The organism is Dawidia soli (assembly GCF_018598185.1).
Taxonomy (GTDB): Bacteria; Bacteroidota; Bacteroidia; order Cytophagales; family Cyclobacteriaceae; genus Ohtaekwangia; species Ohtaekwangia soli.
Genome location: NZ_JAHESC010000021.1, coordinates 38,240 through 62,694 on the forward strand (window position 1 = coordinate 38,240; position 24,455 = coordinate 62,694).

Annotated in this window: 22 protein-coding genes and 1 tRNA gene; 11 read left to right on the forward strand and 12 right to left on the reverse strand. The window is 53.6% G+C overall.

Annotated features, from left to right (window positions below):
• Nucleotides 1-651: 651 nt before the first annotated feature.
• From KK078_RS15250 to KK078_RS30485, 4 genes are read right to left on the reverse strand one after another with little or no spacing between them, the layout of a single operon-like run.
• The gene (locus tag KK078_RS15250) at nucleotides 652-825 is read right to left on the reverse strand and encodes a hypothetical protein (RefSeq protein WP_254091152.1); all 174 of its coding nucleotides are present in this window, start codon (nucleotides 823-825) and stop codon (nucleotides 652-654) included.
• A gap of 48 nt (nucleotides 826-873) precedes the next feature.
• The gene (locus KK078_RS30475; RefSeq protein ID WP_262898690.1) at nucleotides 874-1,008 is read right to left on the reverse strand and encodes a hypothetical protein; all 135 of its coding nucleotides are present in this window, start codon (nucleotides 1,006-1,008) and stop codon (nucleotides 874-876) included.
• A 49-nt stretch (nucleotides 1,009-1,057) separates the two neighbouring features.
• Nucleotides 1,058-1,192 (reverse strand): hypothetical protein, encoded by a 135-nt coding sequence (locus KK078_RS30480; protein ID WP_262898691.1) that lies wholly within the window; start codon nucleotides 1,190-1,192, stop codon nucleotides 1,058-1,060.
• Between the two features lie 46 nt (nucleotides 1,193-1,238).
• Nucleotides 1,239-1,373, reverse strand: a complete 135-nt coding sequence (locus KK078_RS30485) for a hypothetical protein (RefSeq protein WP_262898692.1) — start codon at nucleotides 1,371-1,373, stop codon at nucleotides 1,239-1,241.
• A 332-nt stretch (nucleotides 1,374-1,705) separates the two neighbouring features.
• Between KK078_RS30485 and KK078_RS15255 the strand changes: the two genes are divergently transcribed.
• On the forward strand, nucleotides 1,706-3,787 hold the full coding sequence (locus tag KK078_RS15255) for a tetratricopeptide repeat protein (protein WP_254091153.1): 2,082 nt from the start codon (nucleotides 1,706-1,708) through the stop codon (nucleotides 3,785-3,787).
• 53 nt (nucleotides 3,788-3,840) lie between these two features.
• A complete protein-coding gene (gene metG, locus KK078_RS15260) occupies nucleotides 3,841-5,940 on the forward strand; it encodes a methionine--tRNA ligase (RefSeq protein WP_254091154.1) in 2,100 nt (699 codons plus the stop codon).
• 14 nt (nucleotides 5,941-5,954) lie between these two features.
• Here the strand turns inward: metG and KK078_RS15265 are convergent, their stop codons facing one another.
• The 7 genes from KK078_RS15265 to purL form a co-directional block, all read right to left on the reverse strand.
• Nucleotides 5,955-6,233: a thiamine-binding protein gene (locus KK078_RS15265; protein ID WP_254091155.1), complete on the reverse strand. Its 279-nt coding sequence runs from the start codon at nucleotides 6,231-6,233 to the stop codon at nucleotides 5,955-5,957.
• 10 nt (nucleotides 6,234-6,243) lie between these two features.
• Entirely contained in the window at nucleotides 6,244-6,804 is a 561-nt protein-coding gene (gene pth / locus KK078_RS15270; protein ID WP_254091156.1) for an aminoacyl-tRNA hydrolase, read from the reverse strand.
• A 162-nt stretch (nucleotides 6,805-6,966) separates the two neighbouring features.
• Complete coding sequence (locus KK078_RS15275; RefSeq protein ID WP_254091157.1) at nucleotides 6,967-7,608, reverse strand: 50S ribosomal protein L25/general stress protein Ctc; 642 nt, start codon at nucleotides 7,606-7,608, stop codon at nucleotides 6,967-6,969.
• A gap of 31 nt (nucleotides 7,609-7,639) precedes the next feature.
• Nucleotides 7,640-8,569 carry a ribose-phosphate pyrophosphokinase gene (locus KK078_RS15280; protein ID WP_254091158.1) on the reverse strand — a complete coding sequence of 310 codons (930 nt, stop codon included), beginning with the start codon at nucleotides 8,567-8,569 and terminating at the stop codon, nucleotides 7,640-7,642.
• A 109-nt stretch (nucleotides 8,570-8,678) separates the two neighbouring features.
• Nucleotides 8,679-8,751, reverse strand: a tRNA-Gln gene (locus KK078_RS15285).
• A 97-nt stretch (nucleotides 8,752-8,848) separates the two neighbouring features.
• Nucleotides 8,849-9,424 (reverse strand): DUF4136 domain-containing protein, encoded by a 576-nt coding sequence (locus KK078_RS15290; protein ID WP_254091159.1) that lies wholly within the window; start codon nucleotides 9,422-9,424, stop codon nucleotides 8,849-8,851.
• Between the two features lie 78 nt (nucleotides 9,425-9,502).
• Nucleotides 9,503-13,198 (reverse strand): phosphoribosylformylglycinamidine synthase, encoded by a 3,696-nt coding sequence (gene purL / locus KK078_RS15295; protein ID WP_254091160.1) that lies wholly within the window; start codon nucleotides 13,196-13,198, stop codon nucleotides 9,503-9,505.
• 323 nt (nucleotides 13,199-13,521) lie between these two features.
• Here purL and KK078_RS15300 point away from each other — a divergent pair, with 323 nt between their 5' ends.
• Entirely contained in the window at nucleotides 13,522-13,977 is a 456-nt protein-coding gene (locus KK078_RS15300; RefSeq protein ID WP_254091161.1) for an SRPBCC domain-containing protein, read from the forward strand.
• Here KK078_RS15300 and KK078_RS15305 read toward each other — a convergent pair.
• On the reverse strand, nucleotides 13,952-14,767 hold the full coding sequence (locus KK078_RS15305) for an alpha/beta fold hydrolase (RefSeq protein ID WP_254091162.1): 816 nt from the start codon (nucleotides 14,765-14,767) through the stop codon (nucleotides 13,952-13,954). The two genes, KK078_RS15300 and KK078_RS15305, sit on opposite strands and share 26 nt — an antisense overlap.
• A 211-nt stretch (nucleotides 14,768-14,978) precedes the next feature.
• Between KK078_RS15305 and KK078_RS15310 the strand changes: the two genes are divergently transcribed.
• The 8 genes from KK078_RS15310 to KK078_RS15345 all read left to right on the forward strand — a co-directional run bounded on the left by KK078_RS15310 (nucleotide 14,979) and on the right by KK078_RS15345 (nucleotide 24,453).
• Nucleotides 14,979-15,536 carry an RNA polymerase sigma factor gene (locus tag KK078_RS15310; protein WP_254091163.1) on the forward strand — a complete coding sequence of 186 codons (558 nt, stop codon included), beginning with the start codon at nucleotides 14,979-14,981 and terminating at the stop codon, nucleotides 15,534-15,536.
• A 12-nt stretch (nucleotides 15,537-15,548) separates the two neighbouring features.
• Nucleotides 15,549-15,920: a hypothetical protein gene (locus KK078_RS15315; protein ID WP_254091164.1), complete on the forward strand. Its 372-nt coding sequence runs from the start codon at nucleotides 15,549-15,551 to the stop codon at nucleotides 15,918-15,920.
• 257 nt (nucleotides 15,921-16,177) lie between these two features.
• Nucleotides 16,178-16,375, forward strand: a complete 198-nt coding sequence (locus KK078_RS15320; RefSeq protein ID WP_254091165.1) for a hypothetical protein — start codon at nucleotides 16,178-16,180, stop codon at nucleotides 16,373-16,375.
• A gap of 26 nt (nucleotides 16,376-16,401) precedes the next feature.
• The gene (locus KK078_RS15325; RefSeq protein ID WP_254091166.1) at nucleotides 16,402-17,034 is read left to right on the forward strand and encodes a TetR/AcrR family transcriptional regulator; all 633 of its coding nucleotides are present in this window, start codon (nucleotides 16,402-16,404) and stop codon (nucleotides 17,032-17,034) included.
• An 8-nt stretch (nucleotides 17,035-17,042) separates the two neighbouring features.
• On the forward strand, nucleotides 17,043-18,521 hold the full coding sequence (locus KK078_RS15330; protein ID WP_254091167.1) for a TolC family protein: 1,479 nt from the start codon (nucleotides 17,043-17,045) through the stop codon (nucleotides 18,519-18,521).
• 30 nt (nucleotides 18,522-18,551) lie between these two features.
• Complete coding sequence (locus KK078_RS15335) at nucleotides 18,552-19,694, forward strand: efflux RND transporter periplasmic adaptor subunit (protein ID WP_254091168.1); 1,143 nt, start codon at nucleotides 18,552-18,554, stop codon at nucleotides 19,692-19,694.
• A gap of 31 nt (nucleotides 19,695-19,725) precedes the next feature.
• Complete coding sequence (locus KK078_RS15340) at nucleotides 19,726-23,133, forward strand: efflux RND transporter permease subunit (protein ID WP_254091169.1); 3,408 nt, start codon at nucleotides 19,726-19,728, stop codon at nucleotides 23,131-23,133.
• 66 nt (nucleotides 23,134-23,199) lie between these two features.
• Nucleotides 23,200-24,453, forward strand: coding sequence for a metallophosphoesterase (locus tag KK078_RS15345; RefSeq protein WP_254091170.1), 1,254 nt, complete (start codon nucleotides 23,200-23,202; stop codon nucleotides 24,451-24,453).
• Nucleotides 24,454-24,455 lie beyond the last annotated feature (2 nt).

Below are 24,455 nucleotides of genomic sequence, written 5' to 3' on the forward strand. Positions count from 1 at the left end.
GGCCTCCCGCGTTTTCTTTTTACAACGCTACGGGCACCGGTCGGGCCTGACAAGGGCTTTTTTCAGGCTGCGCACGTCTGACGGCGATTCCGGCAGCTTGCCGGCAACTGTGGCAAAAACTCCCCACAATGCTCGCCGAATGCACTGATTTACGCTTAAAATCTGGAGATGTGTTGTTTCCCTGCAAAATTTCCGGTTACCAAAACAACCCCGCTGGATAGGGTGAAAACAGGGATTATTGAGCGTTAAAAAGACACTAAAACCATTGTAATATTACGATTTAGTCATGTAATAAATGGCCTGTTTTTTACAAAAGACGGTGTTAAAGTATTAGTTTAAGTATCTCCTATTACACGGATGCCCGGCTGGTTGGTTGCCGAAAAAAGAAAAAATAAGTGACCGGAGTCCTGAAAAGGGCCGGATAGGGAGGATGAATTCAAAAAGGTGGAACCAGATATCGACGGAAAATGCAGGAGATGGCGGGAATGCCGGTTAGATAGCGACCAACGGATCAGCGGGCATTCACCTCTTCACGAGTCCTTCAGGAGGCTCAGCAAAGGGGTGAATGCGGGCTGAGACAATAGCGTAGCTTGGGGGTTGCTGGAATACAGATAGGCATAACGGATATGGATTTTAAGCGCTTAAAACCCATTAGTATGCCTGGTCTTCCATTGCAAAGCCGCCTGCGGGAGCTAAGCCAGCAGCTCTTGTGTGCGTTTCGGTTTTGACAGTCTGAGGGGCTTCCTTGCCGCGCACAGTCACGAAGGTGAAAGAAAGGGTAATAACAGCTGAAACGGCGAGGAGGATTATAATTTTAGTTTTCATAGTGTTGATAATCAAAATATTGAGGACTGTTTTAAAGATAGGGGTGGGCTAGTACGGGCCGTCTGCCGATCCGCGGCCGCCACCATTGAGGCCCTGCTGGGGTGTTACTTCGTCTTCGGTGCAGGCGGTGATGGTTACGCTTGAAACCAGGGCAAAAAGGAGGATATAGATGATTTTTTTCATGGGAGTAGATCGTTTGGGTATAGGTTCAATAGGGTTGTTTAAGGGGGGATTAGTAGGGGCCGTCTGCCGATCCGCGACCGCCGCCGTTAAAGCCCTGCTGGGGTGTTACTTCGTCTTCGGTGCAGGCGGTGATGGTCAGGCTTGAAACCAGCGAGAAAAGGAGTACGTAGATAATTTTTTTCATAGGGATAATTCGTTTAGAAATAGGTCAGTAGGTTTACTTTAGGGGATTAGTACGGGCCATCAGCCGATCCACGGCCCCCACCGTTGTCGTCGCAAGCCGGTGTGATCTCTTCTTCGGTACAGGCTGAAATGGCCATGCTTGAAACGAAGGCAAACAACAGTATATAAATGGCTTTTCTCATAGTAGGTAGTTTTAGATATGTTCGATAATAGTTTCCTTTTGTTCAGCCCGGGAGACCCTGATTTATGCGGCGGTCGCTTGCGAGACCGTAGCGTCTGTGTGGCGGGGTCGCCGACCATGCAAGAAGCCGTGTGTGGCAGGCTACTTTTTCATGAGTTTGTCGGGTTTATGTTTTTGTAATAGGTTTATTAGAATTAAATTGATACCTCAAAATTGGCTGGTTTAGTTGAAACTTTTCCCGTATTAAAATTTGTAACCGCACCCGTGTACCTAAATTTTTTAAACTTTCGTAAGCTAGCCGCCATTGTTCTTCTTCTGATTGTAGCGGGAAATGTGAGTGGACAAGAGCAACGATCAACGACGATCGACTCGCTGAAAAATCTGTTACCGGGCAAGAGTGATAGTGAGAAATTTAATATACTATTCGACTTGTCTCGTGCGCTTATCCTGGACTCACGGCAGCGTGAAGCGTTGTCGTATGCGACAGAGGCTGCGCGCATCGGCTGGGACCAGGGTGACAGCCTTCGCATCATCAAAGCCACGATGCTCGAAGCTTCGGCGCTGCGGCGCCTGGAGCGACTCGACGAAGCACTGAAGAAGTCGGAGCAGGTGCTGGGCATCGCCCGCAGAAACGGCTATGCTGCCGAGAATAAGATCCTGCTAAACTCCATTGCCCTGATATATACCTTGAAGGCGGATTACGGAAAGGCACTGGAGTATAATTTCGAGACGCTCATCGCGCGTGAGAAGGACGGCGTCAAAAGCGAGATCAGCATTGCGCTCAACAACATTGGCCTGGTGTATTTCAAGATGAGGCACTATTCGAAGGCAATTGAGTTTTATACCAAGGCATTGAATCTCAAGCGTGAATCCAACGACACGTACGATCTCGACCGGCTTCTCATCAATCTCGGCTTGTGTTATAACCAGATAGCGGGCGCAGACGCCGACGATTTTAACCAGGCGCAAAAATACATCAGCGAGGCGTTAAAGACCTGTGCCGACAATTGCAGCCCCAGCATCCTCATCGAAGCTCATTTTGGATTAGGAGTGTCCAACATTCATTTGGGTGAGCTTAGCGAGGCTCGCCGGCATTTTGAACGCTCGCTGGAAATCGCCCGACAGGACAACGACAAACGCTTTCAGTGCGAAAACATGGTGTACCTGGGGCAGGTAGCGCGCGAAGAGAACGATATCAAGGGTGCAGAGCTGTATCTGCGACGCGCCGAAGCGCTCTCTTCCGAATTGGGATATGGCCAGCTGCTCATGGATACCTACAGACAATTTGCGGTGCTGTATACGAGCAGGAACGATTTTCAGAATGCGTCTTTTTACCAGTCCCGATACATTCAGTTGAAAGACAGCGTCATCAGCGAAGAGCTCGTCAAGAACGTGGCCAAGATCCAGACCGATTACGAGGAGCGCGAGAACATCAGTATCATTGCCGCAAAGGAGCAGGTCATCAAACAACAAAGCGACCTCAACTTCGCCATTGCCATCATCGCCATGCTGGCCGGTATGCTGGTGTTGGTGCTTCAGCGAAGCAACCGTACCATTAAGCGTGTCAACGCCCAGCTCTCGGAGGCGAAGGAAACCATTCAGGCGCAGAACGAGCTGCTGGAGAGTAAAAATAAATACCTCGACAAAGAGGTGGAGGCCAAGACCATCGATCTCGAGCGTGCCAACCAGTCGCTGAAACAGGTGAACGACGAGCTCGATAATTTCATTTACAAGACCTCGCACGACATTCGCGGGCCGCTGGCCAGTCTCAAAGGTATGTGCAACGTAGCGCTGCTGGATGTAAAAGATCCTGTGGCGCTCGACTACCTGCGCAAGCTTGACACGACGGCGGAGCGGCTCAACACTATCCTGACGCGGTTGTTGATCATCAACCAGATCAACAACTCAAAGTTGTCGATCAGCCAGGTCGACTTCGAGTCGATCGTCAACGACGTGCTCATGCTGGAAAAGAAAAAGGGACTGCCACAAAAGCTGGTGATCCGCAAGCAGATCGACGAGCGTGCCGTGATCCGCTCCGACCGCGAGCTGATCCGCATTGTATTGGAAAACCTGATCGACAACGCCATCAAATTTTACAACGAGGCAGCCACTGTCGAGTCGTTTGTGGAGATATATATCCTGCCCATGGACAAAGGGTATGTAAAGATGCGCGTGGTGGACAATGGGATCGGCATCAGTGAAGAAAATCCCGGCAAGCTGTTCCGGATGTTCTTCCGGGCGTCCGAGCGTTCGGAGACGGGGGGCATCGGCTTGTACATTGTGAAAACGGCTACCGCCAAGCTCGGAGGCAGGGTAGGGTTGCAAACGACACCAGAGGGATACACAGAGTTCTACGTGATCTTCCCGGCCTATCCGCCCAATCTGGACGAAGGCATTGAAAAGCCGTCGATCTGATACCCCCTCCGGGAATTTTTTTACGTCCTTTACTATTATCATCTTTGCACGCCATGAGTCAATTCAAACGTCATACCATCACGGCCGCGTTGCCTTACGCAAACGGCCCCCTTCATATCGGCCATATTGCCGGCGCCTACCTGCCGGCCGACACCTACGTGCGCTACCTGCGCCTGCGGGGTGAAGACGTGGTCTTTATCTGTGGTTCTGACGAGCACGGCGTGGCGATTACCCTCGGCGCCAAGAAAGAAGGGGTGTCACCGCGTGTCTTTGTCGACAAGTACCACCACCTGATGAAAAAGGCGTTTGAAGACTTCGGTATAGGCTTTGACATATACTCCCGCACGTCCAACCCGGTGCATTATGAGACCGCCCAGGAGTTCTTCAAGAAGATCTATGACCAGAACCTCTTCATCGAAGAGACCTCCGACCAATACTATGACGAGCAGGAAGGGATCTTCCTGGCCGACCGCTACATCATCGGTACCTGTCCGAACTGCGGCAATCCGAACGCCTACGGCGATCAGTGCGAAAAATGCGGTACGAGCCTTAGTCCGCGCCAGCTGATCAATCCACGCTCTACGGTGTCGGGCAATACACCGGTGCTGAAGCCGACGCGGCACTGGTACTTCCCGCTGGACAAGTTTGAAAACTGGCTGCGCGAGTGGCTCGTGGAAGGCCATCAGGACTGGAAGACCAACGTGTACGGGCAGTGCAAGTCGTGGCTCGACCAGGGGCTGCAGCCGCGGTCCATTACACGCGATCTGGAGTGGGGGATCCCGGTGCCGCTGCCCGATGCCAAAGGGAAAGTGCTGTATGTGTGGTTCGATGCCCCCATCGGCTATATATCGGCGACCAAAGAATTAAAGCCTAACGATTGGGAAAAATACTGGAAGGATCCTGAAACCCGCCTGATCCACTTCATTGGAAAGGACAACATCGTGTTTCACTGCATTATCTTCCCCTCGATGCTGAAGGCCGCGGGCGACTTTATTTTGCCCGACAACGTACCGGCTAATGAGTTCCTGAACCTGGAGGGCGAGAAGCTGTCAACCTCGCGTAATCACGCGGTATGGTTGCATGAATATCTGCTCGACTTCCCCGGTCGTCGCGACGAGCTGCGGTATGTGCTCACGTCGATATCACCCGAGACGAAGGACGCTGATTTTACGTGGAAGGATTATCAGCAAAAGGTCGACAGCGAGATGGTGTCGATCCTGGGTAACTTCGTAAACCGCGTGATGGTGCTGACAGGTAAATACTTCGACGGCAAGGTGCCGGCCGAACAAGAGCTGCCGGGTACGGACGACCGTCGCAAGAAAATAGTCGCTCACTACCACCAGGCGCATAACGACCTGAACCAGGCTGTAAAAGAAATGGCTGCCTGCCTGAAAGATTTCCGCTTCCGCGAGGCACAGTTCCAGATGATGAACCTGGCGCGCATCGGCAATAAATTCCTGGCGGACACCGAGCCCTGGAAGTTGGCAAAAGAGGATATGGAGGCCGTTGCGGCCATCCTGAACTATGCCCTGACGATCGTCGGCAACATTGGCCTGGCGTGCGAGCCGTTCCTGCCGGACGGTGCCGCGTCGATTCGCCGTCAGCTCAACAGCGACCTGTTTGACACCGCGCGCAAGCAGTTCTGGCAGAAGGAAGAACTGGTACACGTCGTGCGCCAGGGGGCGGCCTTAGGCACGCCGGAGCTGATGTATAAGAAGGTAGAGGATGCCGACATCGAAAAACAAATGGAGCGCCTGCGCAAGACGCCGGCAGTCGCACCAGAAGGAGCCGGTGCCGCTGCCGTGACGGCGACGAAGCCCCTTAAACCCGAGATCGCCTTTGACGACTTTGCCAAGCTCGACATTCGCATCGGCGAAGTGGTAGCGGCTGAAAAAATGGAGAAGTCCGATAAGTTGCTCAAGCTTACCGTGGACGATGGCCTGGGCCGTCGCACGATCCTGAGCGGCATAGCCAAACACTACAGCGCTGAAGAAATGGTCGGCCGGCAGGTGACGTTTATCGCGAACCTGGCCCCGCGTAAAATGATGGGTACCGAGTCGCAGGGCATGATCCTGATGGCCGAGGACAATGACGGCAAGCTGCGTCTGATCCGCCCCACCGAGGACGTGGCGCCTGGCTCTACCGTGAGCTAGCGCCCCGCGTTTATTTATTCCTTTTCCTCCCAGGTGATGTCGCCCTGGCGGCGCGCATGCACCTTCATGGTCACTACAACGTCATCGGCACCCGCCGCCAGGCAGGCTTCCTGTGCACGTTTGGCTACGTCCATCAATACGTCATACGGGCCTTGCATGACCGTTTCCATCGCGCCGACGCGATGGTCTATACCCGACTGTGCAATCACATCCAATGCCTTGTCGATAATGGGGTAGGGGTGACCGCCGCCGATGGGGACGATCTGTATGGCTACGTGTACCTGGTGTTTCATGGACGAAGTGTTAGTTGTTGAATTGACTCATGGTTTTGGCTGCGCCGATCAGACAGAACGAGAGGACCATATCGTTGGCCTTCTTCATGACCTCGGGCAGCTGCGTCATCTCTTCCGGGGCGAAGTTGCTGAGCACAAAATCTACCTGCTGACCCTTACCAAAGTCACTGCCGATACCGAACCGCAGGCGCGAATAATCCTGACCATTTAATAACAGCTCGATATTCTTGAGGCCGTTATGACCGGCTGAACTGCCCTGCGTGCGCATGCGCAGGCTACCAAACGGCAGCGCCAGATCGTCGACAATGACCAGAAGATTCTCCTTGGGAATCTTCAGCTCCTGCAGCCAATATGCAATAGCCTTGCCGCTGAGGTTCATGAACGTGGTGGGCTTGATGAGGTGGATCGTTTTACCTTTGTGTCTGAACTCGGCCTTCTCGGCCAGGCGGCCTATGGTAAAGTCAGTCTGATGTGCATCGGCCAACTGATCGAGTACGAGGAAACCAATATTGTGGCGTGTCAGCTCATATTCTGGTCCGGGGTTGCCGAGTCCGGCGATAAGGTATTTCATGCGTCTTAAAGCTACTGAGTCCTAAAGCTAGTGAAGCAGGATTAAATAATAATCCCATGATCAACAAACAATGAAGGGACCGGTTAGGCCTGTGCGTGGATACAAACAAAAATCCCTCCGACGAAGTCGGAGGGATTTTGTATTGCCTGGCTTTGAAGTGAATTACTTCTTGCCTTCTTCTTTCTTGGGAGCTTCCGCTTTCTTCGCATCGGCAGCGCCGGCAGCAGGAGCTGCGGCAGCTTCGTCAGCAGCCATTTTAGCCGCGCGCGGTACTTCTACGGCCGCGATGGTAGCCTGGTGCGGATCGAGGAACTCAAGACCTTCTACGGCCATGTCGCCGATCTTGACAGCGTGGTGGAAGTCAAGACCTGAAACATCTACGTCGATGTGATCAGGCATATCTTTCGGGAAGCCGTATACTTTCAGGGCAGCGCGCTTGCGAACCAGTGTACCACCTTTTGATACGCCGGGGGCCTGACCAACCAGACGAACCGGAATATTCATCTTGATCTTGCGATCTTCTGAGATGCGCAGGAAGTCAGCATGCAGGATCACTTCGCTCACCGGGTGGAATTGAACCTCCTGGAGGATCGCCTGACACTCTTCGCCTTCGATGTTCACGTGTACAAAGTGCGCGTCCTGTGTATATACCAGGTCGCGGAACAGGATCATCGGTGAGTAGAAGTGAATTTGGTTGTCGCCTCCGTACAATACACACGGCACGCTACCCTCATCGCGCAGACGCTGAGAGTCCGTCTTGCCGAGATTTGCTCTTCGATACCCTATAATCTCAACAGTTTTCATAATAGTTATATAGTTTAATTGAAAATTCGTTTTACAGTTTGATAAAGAGCGAGCTGATCGACTCGTTATCGTGGATCTTGCGGATTGCCTTGGCAAACAGGGTCGATACCGACAATACTTTGATCTTCTTGCTCTCTTGCTTCAGCGGAATGGTATCGGTTACCACCAGCTCTTCCAGCAGGGAACCGTCGATGTTTGCGTATGCCTTGCCCGACAGCACGCCGTGCGTACATACCGCCCGTACAGAGCTGGCGCCTTTTTCTTTCAGCAGCGCCGCGGCCTTACAAATGGTACCGGCAGTGTCTACCAGGTCGTCCACCAGGATCACGTCTTTACCTTCCACTTCACCGATCAGGCGCATGGAGTCTACTTTGTTGGCTTCTTTCCGGTGCTTGTCGCAGACGGCCAGGTCGGCGTCAAAGAACTTGGCAAAGCTGCGGGCACGTTTTATACCGCCTACGTCAGGCGATGCGAACATGATGTTCGGCAAGTTCAGCGACTTGAGGTAGGGAACGAAGATATAGGAACCATCCAGGTGGTCTACCGGGATGTCAAAGAATCCCTGGATCTGGTCGGCGTGCAGGTCGCACGTCATGATGCGGGTGGCACCGGCAGCGGAGATCAGGTTGGCGTGCAGCTTGGCGGCAATGGCCACCCGGGGTTTGTCTTTCCGGTCCTGGCGTGCGTAGCCAAAGTAGGGGATCACCACGTTTACGCTGGAGGCGCTGGCGCGCTTGGCGGCGTCGACCATCAGGAGAAGCTCCATGAGGTTGTCGGCCGGGGGAAAGGTTGACTGGATCAGGAAGACTTCATGTCCACGTACCGACTCGGTAATGAACGGCGACATCTCGCCATCGCTGAACTGCTGGTAGTTGACTTCACCCAGGCGTTCGCCGTAGGCGCTGGCGATCTTCTCGGCCAGGTAGATAGTGGCTCTTCCACTGAAAATTTTAACTGCCATGGGCTATGCCATTTTTCGTTAACCGTTCCACCTTCTGGTTGCCACAGGGGACTTAGGCAACACTTAAACTTAAAAAAGAATCCCGCCAGTGCGGGATCCTTTTTTGTCGTTGTCCGACCAGGGCTCGAACCTGGACTTTCCTGAATCAAAATCAGGCGTGTTGCCAGTTACACCATCGGACAATCCTCACCGAAACCACTTCCGTAAGCTTCAGCCCCTTGAATTTGGGATTGCAAAGGTAGAATTATTTTTGACAAATGTAACTCCTGAGCGAAAAAATTAGAGATCATTTTCCTGATTCGAGGCGGTCGTACCTTCGATGAAGCCTTCGGCCCAGAAACGGTATTTATCCAGGATGGAAATCACGGCGTTTCGCAGGTGGCGGCTGTTGTTAAAGTCGATGCTTCCATACATGGTTGTAGCATAGCCTTGCCAGATGGAGCGGTTCTGCCGGCGATCGTAAAACTGGATCAGCAACGTGCCGGTATTGAGATTGAACTTCTGCGGATTATAGTCGATGTTATCGTTCTGCGATTTTACCCACTCTTCTATGTCGGGTTGGTTATACCCATTGAAGCGCAGACTGTCATTGAACATTTTGAAACCGATGATGAGATGGGGCTTGCTGGCAGACTGTCGATAGCCCAGGAATTTCATGCGGGCGACGATCGACTTTTCGATGATCTCGTTCATCATCGTCGAGTCGGTGGGACCCGCGGGCTTCATAATGTCAAACGTGCGATAGCGTTTGAAATTACCTTTGTAGCTGTAATCGTATTCTACGGGAAGTTCTTTGTATCCCAGACAGGATGAAAGAAACAGCACCAACAGTAGCGGAGCGAAATTTTTCTTCATAAAGCCATCCATTATTCGTGACGTTGAATATAAGGCTAAACAAGCGTCAGAACAACAGATGGCTTTAACCTTTTAGGTTCACTTTATATTATTTTTTTCCACCCACGTACGGGCGTTGGTGAATGCCTCAATCCAGGGAGAAATCTGGTCAGCTTTACGTTCCGCCGGATAGTGCGGCCAGTTCCAGGGGAACAGCGTACGTTCCAGGTGGGGCATGATCGCCAGGTGGCGCCCGTCGGCCGAGCAGAGGGCCGCCACGGCGTTGTCTGACCCGTTGGGGTTACCCGGGTACTCGGCGTACGAGTAGGCGGCGGCAACATGATAGGATGAGCGGTCGCCCGGTAATACAAAGCGGCCTTCACCGTGTGCCACCCAGATCCCCAACCGATGGCCTGCAAACGATTTTAGCATCACGGAGTTATTCTCCGGAATGGTCACGTTCACAAACGTCGACTCGAACCGGCCTGAGCTGTTGTGATGCATTTTGGGATGTTCTGCGCCGAGCGAAGGGTACAGCAGGCCCAATTCCATTACCAGCTGGCAGCCGTTACAGACGCCCAGGCTGAGCGTGTCGGGGCGTGCAAAGAAGTTATCCAGTACCTGTTTGGCTTTGGGATTGTATAGAAAGGCTCCCGCCCAACCTTTGGCAGAGCCCAGTACGTCTGAGTTGGAGAAGCCACCGATAAAGGCGATCATGTTGACATCCGTCAGGTCTTCACGGCCCGAAATGAGGTCGGTCATGTGGATGTCCTTCACGTCAAATCCCGCGAGGTAGAGTGCGTAGGCCATTTCGCGGTCGCCGTTGCCACCTTTCTCACGCATAATGGCGGCTTTGAGTCCGGTCGGCTTACGGCGCTTCGGATCGATGCCATACGTTTTGTACAGTCCATCGAACTGCTCCGGGAAGGTATAGTACAGGGGTTGATCTTTATACCGTGTAAAGCGCTGCTCTGCAAAGTTGGCCGGGCGCTGTTTGCTATCGAGCAGGTATGACGTTTTAAACCAAACGTCGCGCAGCGCATCGATAGGCCATTCCAGCGTAGCGGCGCCGTGGGTCAGCGTAATCGTGCGTGTGTGTGTGATCTGACCCAAGACAACGTACCGGACGCCCAGCTTGTCCAGGGCGGCTGTTGCCTGCCCGTTGCTGGCCACTTGTACCAGTATACCGGGATTTTCGGCAAATAATGTTTTTACGAGGTCGTCGCCCGTGCCCAGCGTGAGCGCGAGGCCCGTCTGCGGCACCGGGAAACACATCTCCAGGGCGGCGGTGATCAAACCACCTTCCGAGATGTCGTGCCCGGCGAGGATGAGCCCCTGGGCGATCAGTTGTTGCACCGCCTCGAATGCACGGGCGAAGTAGGTGTCGTCGCCGACGGTAGGGGCGTCGTTACCGAGCAGGTTCAGCACCTGTGCCAGGCTGCTGCCGCCGAGGGTGCGGGCGCTCGACGAGAAGTCGATGTGAAGAAGCGATGTACCCGCCAGCGGTTGCAGCGCCGGCGTGACCGTACGGGTAATGTCAGAGACCTCGGCCGTGGCCGAAATGATCACTGTGCCCGGCGAGTACACGACATCGCCATCGGGATATTTCTGTGTCATCGACAGCGAGTCTTTACCGGTCGGGATGTTGATTCCCAGGTTGATGGCAAACGCGCTCACCGCTTCTACCGCTTCGTAGAGGCGCGCGTTTTCACCCGCTTGTTTGGCGGGCCACATCCAGTTGGCGCTGAGGGAAACGCCCTTCAGTCCGTATGTAAGCGGAGCCCACACGATGTTCGTCAACGACTCGGCGATCGCCAGCTTGCTGCCGGCCGCGGCGTCTACCAGGGCGGCACCGGGCGCGTGGCCGATGGCCGTGGCTATGCCTCTGTTATTCTGATAATCGAGCGCCATGACGCCCAGGTTGTTCAACGGCAGCTGGATCGGGCCACAGGTTTGCTGTGTCGCTACCTTGCCGGTAACAGAGCGGTCGACTTTGTTGGTCAACCAGTCTTTGCAGGCAACGGCTTCCAGTTGCAGTACCTGCTCCAGGTATTCGCGCACGCGTGCGGCGTCGTACTGCACCGGTGCATACTGCGTCGTTTGTGTCTCGTCGCGCAGAATGGTTTTCGGCGATGAGCCGAGCAGGTGCTTCACGGCAAAGTCGATCGGCTTTTGTGCCTGGCCGTTCTTTTCGAAGTGCAGGCGGTTGTCGCCCGTAGCCTCTCCGATAACATACATCGGCGAGCGCTCACGCTCGGCTACGCGTTGCAGCAGGTCGATGTCGGCCGCCTTCATGGCCAGGCCCATACGTTCCTGCGATTCGTTGCTGATGATCTCTTTGTCGGAAAGGGTAGGGTCGCCGATGGGCAATTTGTCGATGTGAATGGTGCCCCCGGTTTCCTCCAGCAGCTCGGACAGACAGTTGAAATGTCCGCCGGCACCGTGGTCGTGAATGGACACCACCGGGTTGATATTCGATTCCACCATCGCGCGAATGGCGTTCATCACACGCTTCTGCATTTCGGGGTTTGAACGCTGAATAGCGTTCAGCTCGATGGCGTTGCCATACTCACCCGTCGCGACTGACGACACTGCGCTGCCGCCCATGCCGATGCGGTAATTGTCACCGCCCAACAATACGATCTTGTCGCCCGCGGCGAGGTGTTCTTTCTTGCTGTCTTTCTCTTTGCCAAAGCCGACGCCGCCCGCCAGCATGATCACTTTGTCGAAACCGAATTTTTTGTCGCCCTCGAAGTGCTCGAAGGTCAATACGCTGCCTACGATGAGCGGCTGGCCAAACTTGTTACCAAAGTCGGATGCGCCGTCCGAGGCTTTGATGAGGATCTCTTCGGGTGTTTGATACAACCAGGGGCGAGCCTGGAATTTTTTCTCCCACGGCCGGCCGTTCTGCAGGCGCGGGTAGGAAGTGATATATACCGCCGTGCCGGCCAGGGGCAGGGCACCTTTGCCACCGGCCAGGCGGTCGCGGATCTCGCCGCCCGCCCCGGTAGCCGCACCGTTAAACGGTTCGACAGTAGTGGGGAAGTTGTGCGTCTCCGCCTTGAGGGAGATCACTGATTTGATATCTTCTACAGCAAAGAAGTCTGCCACATCGTGACGTGCCGGGGCAAACTGCTCGATGGTCGGGCCTTGAATAAAGGCCACGTTATCCTTGTACGCCGACACGATATAGTTCGGGTGGGCTTGTGATGTTTTTTTGATGAGTTGAAAAAGGGTCGAGGGCTTTTCCTGGCCGTCGATAATAAAGGTACCGTTGAAGATCTTGTGGCGGCAGTGCTCGGAGTTCACCTGTGAGAAACCGAACACTTCGCTGTCGGTCAGCGGTCGGCCAAGCTCGCGGCGTACGCCTTCCAGGTATTCGATTTCTTCGGCACTCAGGGCCAGGCCTTCGCGCTCACTGTAGGCACGGATGTCGTGTACTTCCTGGACGGCCTCGGGGGTATGATGAATGGTGAACAGGTCCTGGTCAAGCCGGGGGTAGAGTACCTGCAGCATGCGGTCGTACGCCGGTGTGGCTTCGGTCACCACGCCAAACTCCTCGATCCGTTGAATGCCGACGATGCCCATGGTTTGCGTGATCTCCACGGCGTTGGTGCTCCAGGGGGTGATCATTTCTTTGCGGGGGCCGAGAAAGCGTCCCTCGAGAACTTGCTCCGCCATGGGTTCGGCACCGCCAAAAAGCCACGTAAGTTTCTGAACATCAGTTTTTTGCAAAGGCTGCGCCGTGCCCACCGCGTAACGCGTGTCGGCCTTCGTACGGAAGAATAAGATCATTGCGGATGTTTGAGATTTGAGCCGCAAAATTACGGAACCCGGCTGTCAGGAGCAAACTAAATCCCCATCCCGTTGGATGGATAGAGCAGGGCAGGAAGCCTTTTGCCCGGAAATTTCAGCGCAGGGGCCGCATCCTGCGGAGGGCATTTTTTTCCAAAAGTTTCCCCAAAACTACACGCTGATAGCACTGGTATAGGGGTGGTATAGGGGTGGTCCCGCCGTGGTATAGGGAAAAGCCCGGGGTGGACGATGGGCTGCTGACATACCTTTGTCAGTACCCGCGTTTTACTTTGGATGATTCTCAACCCTTTAATCATCAACACATGAAAGCACCGCTCATCGTTAAAAACACCATCACCATCCAGGCGCCGGCCGCCGAGGTATGGGACGCACTCGTGAATCCTGCTAAAACCAGGCAGTATATGTTTGGTTGTGAGACTGTTTCGGACTGGAAAGCAGGCAGCCCGCTGTTGTGGAAGGGCGTATTCGACGGCAAGGAACTGATCGCCGTCAAGGGTGAGATCCTCGAGATCCAGCCGGGCAAACGCCTGGTTTACACCACCATCGATCCAAATTCGAATATTGACGATACCTCTGAAAATTACCTGCGCGTGACGTATGAATTAACCCCGGAGGATGGCCATACCGTGCTACACGTAGAACAGGGTGACTATGCCACCGTGGCCGAAGGCGAACGGCGTTACCAGGAGGCCTTTAACGGCGGCGAGGGTTGGAACCCGATCCTCGTGGAGATCAAGAAGTTGGTGGAGGCGCAATAGGCGGCTGTTGCAGCAGGGGCAGGCTGTGTGCGATGAGCCCGGAATGACCGGCATCGAGCGTCGCGAGGTGATGACGTTGCACCAGCCGTAAAAATCGGGGCATGCCTTCAGCGCGAATCACCGGGTCATGCTTGCCCACGATCATCACGACGCCGACGCGGTGCATGTTTAACGCTGCTGCCAGTGCCCGGCGCGAAAACGTGAGTCGCCGAAATACCACCCAGGCAGCGTATACCCGGCGGCGGCGTTCTTCCGTGCTCATGTGGTAGCTGGCGAACTTCACCTGGTTGGGTGTTACCAGCCGCAACGACTGCAGCGCCTGTGCTGCCGACAGGAAACGGCCGTGGTGTGCGATCATACCGTGAAAGATCCGGCGGGCGGGGACAGTGCCGGTTGCCAACGCATACCAGGTGTTGCCTGTGATGCCGTCGGGGGCGATCAAAAACACCGTGGTAGTGCGCTCGGGAAAGGCTTCGGCGGTGGCCAGCGCAAAGCGGGCGCCAATGCTGTAGCCGGCCAGTGAAAAATGCTCCAGCGCGTGCCCGGCCAGGAGCAATTCCAGGATGGCACGCCAGTCGGCCTTTTCGATGGGGCTGTCAGCGGTGGGCCAGGTGCTCTGACCATGATAATACAGGTCTACTATATAGAGTGTGTGGGTATTGGCGAGTGCGGCCACCCAGGTATCAAAGGCACGATGGTCCTGGCCAAAACCGTGGAAAAGCAGCATGTTTTCGGGGCCGTGTCCCTGGCGGGTGTAAAAAAGGGTAGAACCATTGTAGCGAATGAACATGGGTGCCGGCCGGGGTGTTAGGGAACAAAGATAACGAAGCGGCTGGCTGTGGAGCATTGTTCTTTGCCCCAAAAACGCTGTTCGGCACAAAAATGCCAGCCTCTGGCCACAGATATATGCAGTCTGCCCCAGGGCTTTATTTCTATTTTCGTAAAATAATTACTATTGATGCCGCGTCTCTCCCGGTAAGAATCCAAATTAGGGAAGCGCGATGGACCTGGCGATGGAACAAGTAAAAGAACAGACCTTTCTCAAGGAAAAGGACCGGCTATTGAGTTTTATCCGGAACCGGGTTTCTTCTCTGGAAGAAGCCGAGGATATTCTCCAGGACGTGTTCTACCAGTTTGTGGCCGGTTATGAGACCATCGAGTCCATCGACCGCGTTACTTCCTGGCTGTTTTCGGTTGCCCGCAACAAGATCATTGACCGCTACCGGCGCGACGCGGCCCGACCGCAGCGTGCCGACCTCCGGGGCCAGGCAGGTGTCGAAGAAGACGCCCCCCTTACGTTACAGGAAATCCTGCCCGATCTGGGCAACACCCCGGAAGACTCCTACCTGCGTGAAGCGATCTGGGAGGCCATCATGGAAGCACTCGACGAGTTACCTCGCGAACAGCGTGAGATATTTATTCAAAACGAGATCGAAGAACGAAGCTTCCGTGAGATAGCCGAGCAAACGGGTGTTTCCATCAACACGTTGCTATCACGCAAACGCTATGCGATCTTAGCGCTGCGAAAAAAACTGCAGCGATTGTATGACGATATTTAAGGGACAGACGCTATGAACAAGGGAGCCTATTTTTTGAAATGTGCGGTGGGCATGCTACTACTGGTATTGGTGGTAGGGTGGGTGGTACAGATACTTTGGAACTGGCTGGTGCCGGTGCTGTTCCACGGACCGTTTATTACCTACGCCCAGGCGTTGGGTCTGCTGGTGCTTAGCAAGATCCTGTTTTCAGGTATCGGTGGCAAGCGCTATGCCGACGAGTGCAAGCCTTCGAACGGGGCACCGTACTGGAAGCAACGCTTCTACGAAAAGTTTTCTACGATGAAGCCGGAAGACCGCGAAGCCTTTAAACAAAAAATGAAGGAGAAGTGGTGCCGCTGGGAACAGAACCCAGCAGAAGGCGAACATACCCGTTCAAACGATTGAAGTAGCTTTCCTTGAATTTTTAGGAAAAAGAATCATAGACTATGGAACTGTCCAGCTAGTTTTTCGTTTATGAATGAAAACCAAGGAAACCCCAGATGAAACAAAAGTTTCCTGGCTTTGTATCCATCGGGGAAGTACTCGAATCTAGAATTTAGAGAAGTTGATTTGCAGGGGAGGGGTACCGGCTCGGGCGTAAGTCCGGGCCGGTTTTGTTTTAAGGCTTACCGTTGTTAAAACACCTTGCTGAGCCTTAAAACATGTTCAAACAGACGAATAAACAAAGAAAAAGCGCCCGGTCCGGGCAATATTCCGGCATGCTTACCGACTCAGAGGTTATAAAAGGCGCTTCTGCCGAGATAACAGGCGCATCACCCGGATTTCATGAAAAAATATCTCAAAAACTTGAACCTGGACGCCTTTCAGGCGTTGAAGGAAACAATGGAAACTTTTTTTAGTAATAACGTTTCCGTAGTTTTGTTGCATGGAAGAATCTGAACAACGGGAAAAACTGCTGAAAGGGGCCACGGAGCTTTTTATGCGCTACGGCTTGCGGAGTGTCTCCATGGACGACATTGCGCGGCAGCTGGGGGTATCGAAAAAGACGATCTACCAATATTTTACCGATAAGGACGATATGGTAGCCACCGTGGTGAAGACACACATGGAGCGACAGCAACAGCAGTTCGATGAGATCACGCGTGTAGCGAAAGACGCCGTGGACGAGATGGTTCGCCTGTCATACTGTTTGAAAGAGAGTATGCGGGAAACAAACCCGACCGTGCTGTACGACATGCAGAAGTACCATCCGCGGGCGTGGGGTGAGTGGCTGGCTTTTAAGAACAAGGTGATCCGCGAGAGCATTGTCCGCAATCTCCGGTCGGGCATGGCCGAAGGCTATTTCCGTGCAGACCTGCATATAGACACTATCGCCAACATGCGGCTGGAAGCGGTGCAGATGGGCTTCGACCAAAGCATCTTCCCGCGCGATAAGTATAGCCTGCCCGATGTACAGGTACAGCTCTTTGAACATTTCGTCCAGGGAGTCCTGACCGACAAAGGCCGTACGCTATACCAGCAATACAAAGAGAAAACCGTAGAAATATCAAACCCTTAATAACCGCTATGAAACGCTTGTATCAAACACTTTTACTCACACTTGTCATACCGTTGTGGACGCACGCGCAACAACAGGATACGACTTCTGGCCTATCGCTAGACGATTGTATCAAGTACGCGCTAGAAAACGCTGTAGACGCTAAGAACGTTCGCGTAGATGAGCGGATCGCGGAGGCGAAAGTTAAGGAGACTGTAGGGCAAGGACTACCACAGATCAGCGGCGATGTGCAACTGGCACACAATCAAAAGCTGCAACGATTCTTTAATCAGTATTCCGTGGTGCAGGGATTTGCCGGCGTCGACCCAGAAACGGGGCTGCCGCTGTTAAATGTTCCGGGCGTTGAAGGCACTGATATCGTGGCCATGAACAGCCCTTTTCAGTTGAAGAGCACGGGTGACGCGAAGCTCACGATTACGCAACTGCTGTTCAGTGGCTCGTACCTAGTGGGATTAAAGGCGGCATCTACCTATAAGGAACTGGCATATAAAACTACAGAGCAAACGGAAATCGAGTTGATTCAAGCCGTAACGAAGGCTTATTACTCAGTGCTGATTGCCAATGAACGCATCGCTTTATTTGATAACAACATCGCGCGCGTAGACTCGTTGCTGCGCAGCACGAGTGCCATGAATAAGAACGGTTTTTCGGAAGAGATCGATGTAGACCGCATTCGGGTGCAACTCAACAACCTGAAAATCGACCGGATCAAGGGACTCAATGCTCAGGCGCTAAGTTTGGCATTGTTGAAATTTCAAATGAATTACCCCATGGCTGAACCGCTACAGGTGAAGGGCAGCATCCAATCGGTGAAGATCGATGACAGTGTTTTGGCCGGTCTTCAGGAGGGCTTTGATCCCAAGAATCGCATAGATTACAAGGTGCTTGAAGTGCAACGTGAGCTGCAACGCCTGGATATCAAGAACAAGTATGCCGCGGGCATGCCCAAGTTGTCGGCCTTTGCCAACTTAGGGTACTCGACACAGTCACCCAACATTGGCGGATTGTTTAAGACAGAAACAAACCTGAAAGACAACGGTATATTAGGGCCGGATAAATGGTATAGTTACAGCATGTTTGGCGTAACGTTAAATGTACCCATCTTCAGCGGTCTGCAACGCACTTACCAGGTGCAACAAGCGAAACTTTCAATGTTGAAGATCGAAAACAACTTTACGAAATTGAACCGCACTATCGAGCGAGACATTGAGCAGAATAGTATCACGTTCCGTAATTCGCTGGAATCACTTAAGGCGCAGGAGGAGAATATGCGGTTAGCCGCAAAGGTAGCGCGTGTAACGAAGATCAAATATGAGCAAGGTGTGGGCTCGAACATCGAGGTGACCGACGCAGAGAGTAGCCTCCGCGAATCGCAGGTAAATTACTATAATGCGCTGTTCGACGCTATCGTAGCCAAGATCGATATGGAAAGAACCTATGGCAAGATTGATCCGGCCAACTATACCACTACAACCAACCAAAAGTAAGAACCAATCCGTATGAAAAATATCCGTACTATGAAACCGAATGTATATACTTCCCTGGGAGCCCTTACAATCGCCGCGTTTATGGCAGCTTGTGGTGGCGGTGGCGGTACCAAGGACCTCACCAAAAAGCAAGACGAGCTGAAGAAGAAAAAAGCCCAACAGGTCGAGCTGACAAAAGAGATCAAGGATCTGGAAGCCGAAATCGCGAAGCTGAGCCCCGATTCCTCCAAAGTGAAGGCGAAAGACATCGAGGTGAAGGAACTCGCGCCGCGCGCGTTCGAGCACTATGTGAAAACACAAGGGCAGATCGAAGCCGAGGATAATATTCTGGTCAGCGCCAAATCCGCCGGCGTAGTAACACAGGTATTTGTAAAAGAAGGTCAGCAGGTATCGAAAGGGCAGGTGCTCGCCCAGATCGAAAATTCGGTCATACAGCGCAACATCGAGGCGCAACGCTCGGAACTCGACCTGGCTGTTACGATGTACGAACGTCAGAAAAATCTATGGGATCAAAAGATCGGCACCGAGGTGCAGTATTTGCAGGCCAAAACTAAGAAAGAAGGGCTGGAGCGTCAGATCGCATCCCTTCAGGAGCAGCTCGACATGAGCCGCATCAAGGCGCCCATCAGCGGTACTGTCGATGAGGTTACCGTAAAGGTAGGCGAGAACATCGCCCCCGGCATGCCGGCCGTGCGCGTGGTAAACGCGTCGGACCTTAAAGTAAAGGCCAACGTGTCAGAGGCGTATGTAACGGCCATCAAGAAAAACAATAAAGTGCGCGTGGTGCTGCCGGACCTCAACAACCGTGAGATCGAAGCCACTGTCACTTTTGTGGGCAAGAACATCGATCCGCTGTCGCGTACCTTCCCGGTGGAAGTGAAACTGAAGCCGCAAGCCGACCTGCGTCCCAATATGACCGCCGTAATCAAAGTGATCTACCACACAGAAGCGTCCACACTCGTGATCCCGGCCAACATTGTGCAGTCGATCAATGATGAGAAAGTGGTATATATCGCCGAGGCGGCCGGTAAAGACACCGTGGCACGTCGCAAGGTTGTGAAAGTGGCCGGTGTGTTCGACAATCTCGCCCAGGTAGAAGGCCTTAAGCCGGGTGACAAAGTCATCACGACCGGCTACCAGGGCCTCAACGACGGCGAGCCGGTAAAACTGTAATCGTGAAGACCTATCTCAACCCGAAGCTGATATGCAAGATTTAGAAAAAGAATTCAAACCCACCAGTTGGTCGATCGATAACAAGGTGAGCATTTATATTGCTACCGTGTTTATCTGTCTGGCAGGTATTATGACCTACCTGGCCCTGCCAAAGGAACAGTTCCCTGAAGTCGTGTTCCCGCAGATCTATGTGGCCACGGTATACCCGGGTGCTCCGTCGGATGTGGAGAACCTCATCACCAAGCAGCTCGAAAAGGAAATGAAGTCCATTTCGGGTGTGAAGAAAATGACCAGCAACTCGCTGCAGAACTTTTCGAACGTCATCATCGAGTTCCAGACGGACGTTTCGCTCGACAAGGCCAAGCAGGATGTAAAGGATGCCGTGGACCGCGCCAAGCAAGACCTGCCCAACGACCTGGAAGACGATCCGCAGGTAATTGATATCGACATTTCCGAAGTGCCGATCATGAACGTAAACATCGCCGGTGACTATGACCTGGAGACGCTGCGCGAATATGCCGAGGACATGCAAGACAAGATCGAGTCGGTGAGCGAGATCCGTCGCGTGGATATCATCGGTGCGCTGGAGCGTGAGATCCAGATCAACGTCGACATGTACAAGCTTTCGCTGGCCGGCGTGGCATTTTCCGACATCGAGCAAGCGATCTCCGGCGAGAACCGCATCATCTCGGGGGGTGAGCTTTCCATGGATGGTGTAAAACGCTCGCTGACAGTAAACGGTGAATACGATGCGGCCGATCAGATCGGCAACACGGTGATCACCTCTGTCAAAGGTGGCAAAGTGTACCTCAAGGATCTGGCGGAAGTGATCGACTCGAACGAAGAGCAGGAGAGCTTTGCCCGTCTGGATGGAAAAAACGTAATCACGCTGAACGTCATCAAACGCGGTGGTGAAAACCTGATCAACGCGTCGGATAAGATCAACGAGATCGTCAAAGATTTCGAAGACAACATTCTGCCCAAAGGTGTAGACATCACCATCACGGCAGACCAGTCGGAAAACACGCGCATGACGCTGCACGACCTGATCAACACGATCATCATCGGTTTTGTGCTTGTAACCCTCATCCTCATGTTCTTCATGGGTGTGACCAACGCTATTTTCGTAGGCCTTTCCGTGCCGATCTCCAGCTTCATTGCCTTCATCATCATGCCGACCCTCGGCTTTACGCTGAACATGATGACGCTGTTCTCGTTCCTGCTGGCCCTGGGTATCGTGGTGGACGACGCCATCGTGGTCATTGAAAATACGCACCGTATTTTCGACAACGGTAGAGTGCCTATCAAGCGCGCTGCAAAGATCGCTGCCGGCGAAGTGTTCCTGCCCGTCTTGACGGGTACCATGGTGGTACTGGCTCCGTTCGTGCCGCTGATGTTCTGGCCGGGTGTGATCGGCAGTTTCATGTTCTACCTGCCCGTAACCCTGATCATTGCGTTGTTGGCATCGCTGCTGGTGGCCTATATCATGAACCCGGTATTTGCCGTGGACTTCATGGGCGAGCACGAGCACGACCACAGCGACTCTAAATTTACACGTGGCTTTAAGATCACCTCCATCGTGATGGGTTCGATCGCGCTTGTGTCATACATAACCGGTATTATCGGGTTGGGTAACTTCACCGTTTTCATGTACCTGCTGTACTGCTCGTATCACTTCCTGCTGGTACGTGTCATTAGTTCTTTCCAGACAAATGCCTGGCCCGGCGTGCAATCGTGGTATAAAGCCCGTATCAGCTGGCTGCTGCAGGGCAGACGTCCCTGGGGAGTGGTAGGCTTCGTGCTCTTCCTGTTCGTCTTCTCGTTCTGGTTCACCGGCGTGCGGAATCCTCCGGTGGTGTTCTTCCCGCAGGGCGATCCGAACTTTATCTTTGCGTACATCCGCATGCCCATCGGCACGCACCAGGATGTGACCGACTCTGTTACACGTGTGGTGGAACAACGCATCACGAAAGTAGTGCAGGAGGACTCGGCACTCGTAAAGTCGATCATCTCCAACGTCGCCATCGGTGCCAGCGAAGATCCGTTTGAAAGCGGCCAGCAAGCGAGCCCGCACCTGGGTAAAGTAACGATCGCGTTCGTCGATTTTGCGAAGCGCGACAGCCGCAGCACGCGTGTGTACCTGCAAAAGATCCGCGAGGTGGTGAAAGGTATCAAAGGTGCGGAAGTATCGGTGGACCAGGAGCAGAACGGTCCGCCTACGGGCAAACCCATCAACATCGAGTTTTCCGCCGACGACTTCGACGCGCTCGTAGAGACTTCCATCAAAGCAAAGCGTTACCTCGACGGTCTGCAGATACCCGGTGTAGAAGAATTAAAATCCGACTTCCAGGCCGACAAGCCGGAAGTTGTGATCAAGATCGATCGGGAGAAGGCAAACCGCGAAGGCATCTCGACCGGCCAGATCGGTATGGCCCTGCGTACGGCGATCTACGGTGTGGAAGTGTCTAAATTCCGCGATGAGAACGATGACTATCCTATTCAGCTGCGCATTCGTCGCAGCCAGCGCAACGACCTGAATACACTCATGAACCTGCCGATCACCTATCGGGACATGGCAAGTGGTGGCGCTGTGCGAGAAATACCGCTGTCGGCGATTGCTACGGCAGAGTATTCCAACAGCTACGCCGGCATTCGCCGCATCGACCAGAAGCGGGTGGTTACGTTGTCGTCAAACGTATTGAGCGACTACAACGCCAACGAAGTAGTGGCATCGATCCAGGCGGCCCTGGCAGACTTCCCCAAACCCGACGGCGTGGATGTACGCATGACGGGTGAACAGGAAGACCAGGCCGAAACCGGTACATTCCTCGTGGTGGCGTTGTTCGTAGCCCTGGGGTTGATCTTTATGATCCTCGTGATCCAGTTCAACTCGGTAGCGAAACCTTTGATCATTATGTCGGAGATCTTCCTGAGTATCATCGGTGTGTTGCTCGGCTTCTCGTTGTTCCGCATGGAGATCTCGATCGTTATGACTGGTGTAGGGGTTCTGGCACTTGCCGGTATCGTCGTACGAAACGGTATCCTGCTGGTCGAATTTACCGATCTGCTCATTTCACAAGGGATGGAGGTCAAAGCCGCCGTTATCGAAGCTGCACAGACCCGTATGACGCCCGTGTTGTTGACCGCGATGGCTGCTACCCTGGGTCTTATTCCGCTCGCGGTCGGTTTTAACATCGACTTTGTGACGATGTTCACCGAGCTCAACCCGCACATCTTCTTTGGCGGTGACAACGTGTCGTTCTGGGGCCCGCTGTCCTGGACAATGATCTTCGGTCTGATCTTCGGTACGTTCCTGACACTGATCTTTGTGCCGGTGCTTTACCTGCTTTCCGCACCCAAAAAAGTGCACGTAGCCGATACGCATCAAAACACTGCGCACGAAGAAGGCAACGCCCCTTCACCGCTGCCGAGCATATAAGCTTCCGTCAATAAACTATTTTTCCGCAAAAGTCGTCTTACATACCGTGGGACGACTTTTGCATTTATGAAGCAACGCATTATGACGCTGATATTGTTCTTTACGCTTTTCCTCCTGATCGATTACTATGTGTTTCAGGCGGTCGTGACGGTGAGCCGTGACTGGACGCCGTTGTGGAAAAACGGTATCCGCTACGGATTCTGGGTGCCGACGGTGCTCGCGGGCATCGCGCTGGTGTGGTGGCTGTTCGCGGATCCGTATCAATACAGCGCTACCGTGCGTACGCTGATCTTCACGGGCCTTGCCGGCGCGTATATCTCCAAGCTATTCGCGGTGCTGGTGCTGTTCATGGACGACATACAACGCGGTGTGCGCTGGGCGGTGGCTTATTTTCAGAAGGGAGATCATGCCAGCGCCGCACCCGGCGAGGGCATCACGCGCTCGGAGTTTCTTGCCAAAACGGCCCTGGTAGCAGGCACGCTGCCGTTTGCGGGTATTGCGTACGGCATTATATCGGGTGCACACGACTATCGCGTCAAGCGCACCACGGTGTACCTGCCTAACCTGCCGAAGGCTTTTGACGGTATCAGGATCGGGCAAGTATCGGACATCCATTCGGGGAGCTTTTTCAACAAAACCGCCGTGCAGGGCGGAGTCGATATGATGCTCGGCGAAAAGCCGGATGTGATCTTTTTTACCGGCGACCTGGTAAACAACGAATCTTCCGAGGTAAAGGACTACATCGATATTTTCAACAAGTTTAAGGCGCCGCTGGGTGTCTACTCCGTTACCGGCAACCACGACTATGGCGACTACAAGGCGTGGGCGTCGGCAAAAGATAAACAACGCAATTTCCAGGATTTGCTCGAAGCGCACCGGCTCATGGGCTTTAACCTGCTTATGAATGAACATCGCTTTATCGAACTGAACGGCGAGCGCATGGCCGTGCTGGGTATCGAGAACTGGGGCGCCGGCCGCTTCACGCGCTATGGTAAATTGGACAAAGCCTATCAAGGCACGGAAGAAGCCGCGGTCAAATTACTGCTCTCGCACGACCCCAGCCACTGGGATGCACAGGTGCGTCCGTTGTATCCTGACATCAACATGGCCTTCGCCGGCCATACGCACGGCTTTCAAATGGGCGTAGAGATCGGCAACATACGGTGGAGTCCCTCGCAGTATATCTACAAGCAGTGGGGCGGGCTTTACCAGGAAGGTTCGCAGTACCTGTATGTAAACCGCGGTTTCGGCTACCTCGGTTATCCCGGGCGTATCGGCATGCCGCCCGAGCTCACGATCGTGCAATTGAAACGCGCATAAAC

Bases quoted from the DNA above. Each gene is read 5' to 3' on its own strand.
- KK078_RS15250 (WP_254091152.1), bottom strand. From the start codon at position 825: ATGAAAACTAAAATTATAATCCTCCTCGCCGTTTCAGCTGTTATTACC.
- KK078_RS30475 (WP_262898690.1), bottom strand. From the start codon at position 1,008: ATGAAAAAAATCATCTATATCCTCCTTTTTGCCCTGGTTTCAAGCGTA.
- KK078_RS30480 (WP_262898691.1), bottom strand. From the start codon at position 1,192: ATGAAAAAAATTATCTACGTACTCCTTTTCTCGCTGGTTTCAAGCCTG.
- KK078_RS30485 (WP_262898692.1), bottom strand. From the start codon at position 1,373: ATGAGAAAAGCCATTTATATACTGTTGTTTGCCTTCGTTTCAAGCATG.
- metG (WP_254091154.1), top strand. From the start codon at position 3,841: ATGAGTCAATTCAAACGTCATACCATCACGGCCGCGTTGCCTTACGCA.
- KK078_RS15265 (WP_254091155.1), bottom strand. From the start codon at position 6,233: ATGAAACACCAGGTACACGTAGCCATACAGATCGTCCCCATCGGCGGC.
- pth (WP_254091156.1), bottom strand. From the start codon at position 6,804: ATGAAATACCTTATCGCCGGACTCGGCAACCCCGGACCAGAATATGAG.
- KK078_RS15275 (WP_254091157.1), bottom strand. From the start codon at position 7,608: ATGAAAACTGTTGAGATTATAGGGTATCGAAGAGCAAATCTCGGCAAG.
- KK078_RS15280 (WP_254091158.1), bottom strand. From the start codon at position 8,569: ATGGCAGTTAAAATTTTCAGTGGAAGAGCCACTATCTACCTGGCCGAG.
- KK078_RS15290 (WP_254091159.1), bottom strand. From the start codon at position 9,424: ATGAAGAAAAATTTCGCTCCGCTACTGTTGGTGCTGTTTCTTTCATCC.
- purL (WP_254091160.1), bottom strand. From the start codon at position 13,198: ATGATCTTATTCTTCCGTACGAAGGCCGACACGCGTTACGCGGTGGGC.
- KK078_RS15300 (WP_254091161.1), top strand. From the start codon at position 13,522: ATGAAAGCACCGCTCATCGTTAAAAACACCATCACCATCCAGGCGCCG.
- KK078_RS15305 (WP_254091162.1), bottom strand. From the start codon at position 14,767: ATGTTCATTCGCTACAATGGTTCTACCCTTTTTTACACCCGCCAGGGA.
- KK078_RS15310 (WP_254091163.1), top strand. From the start codon at position 14,979: ATGGACCTGGCGATGGAACAAGTAAAAGAACAGACCTTTCTCAAGGAA.
- KK078_RS15315 (WP_254091164.1), top strand. From the start codon at position 15,549: ATGAACAAGGGAGCCTATTTTTTGAAATGTGCGGTGGGCATGCTACTA.
- KK078_RS15320 (WP_254091165.1), top strand. From the start codon at position 16,178: ATGTTCAAACAGACGAATAAACAAAGAAAAAGCGCCCGGTCCGGGCAA.
- KK078_RS15325 (WP_254091166.1), top strand. From the start codon at position 16,402: ATGGAAGAATCTGAACAACGGGAAAAACTGCTGAAAGGGGCCACGGAG.
- KK078_RS15330 (WP_254091167.1), top strand. From the start codon at position 17,043: ATGAAACGCTTGTATCAAACACTTTTACTCACACTTGTCATACCGTTG.
- KK078_RS15335 (WP_254091168.1), top strand. From the start codon at position 18,552: ATGAAACCGAATGTATATACTTCCCTGGGAGCCCTTACAATCGCCGCG.
- KK078_RS15340 (WP_254091169.1), top strand. From the start codon at position 19,726: ATGCAAGATTTAGAAAAAGAATTCAAACCCACCAGTTGGTCGATCGAT.
- KK078_RS15345 (WP_254091170.1), top strand. From the start codon at position 23,200: ATGAAGCAACGCATTATGACGCTGATATTGTTCTTTACGCTTTTCCTC.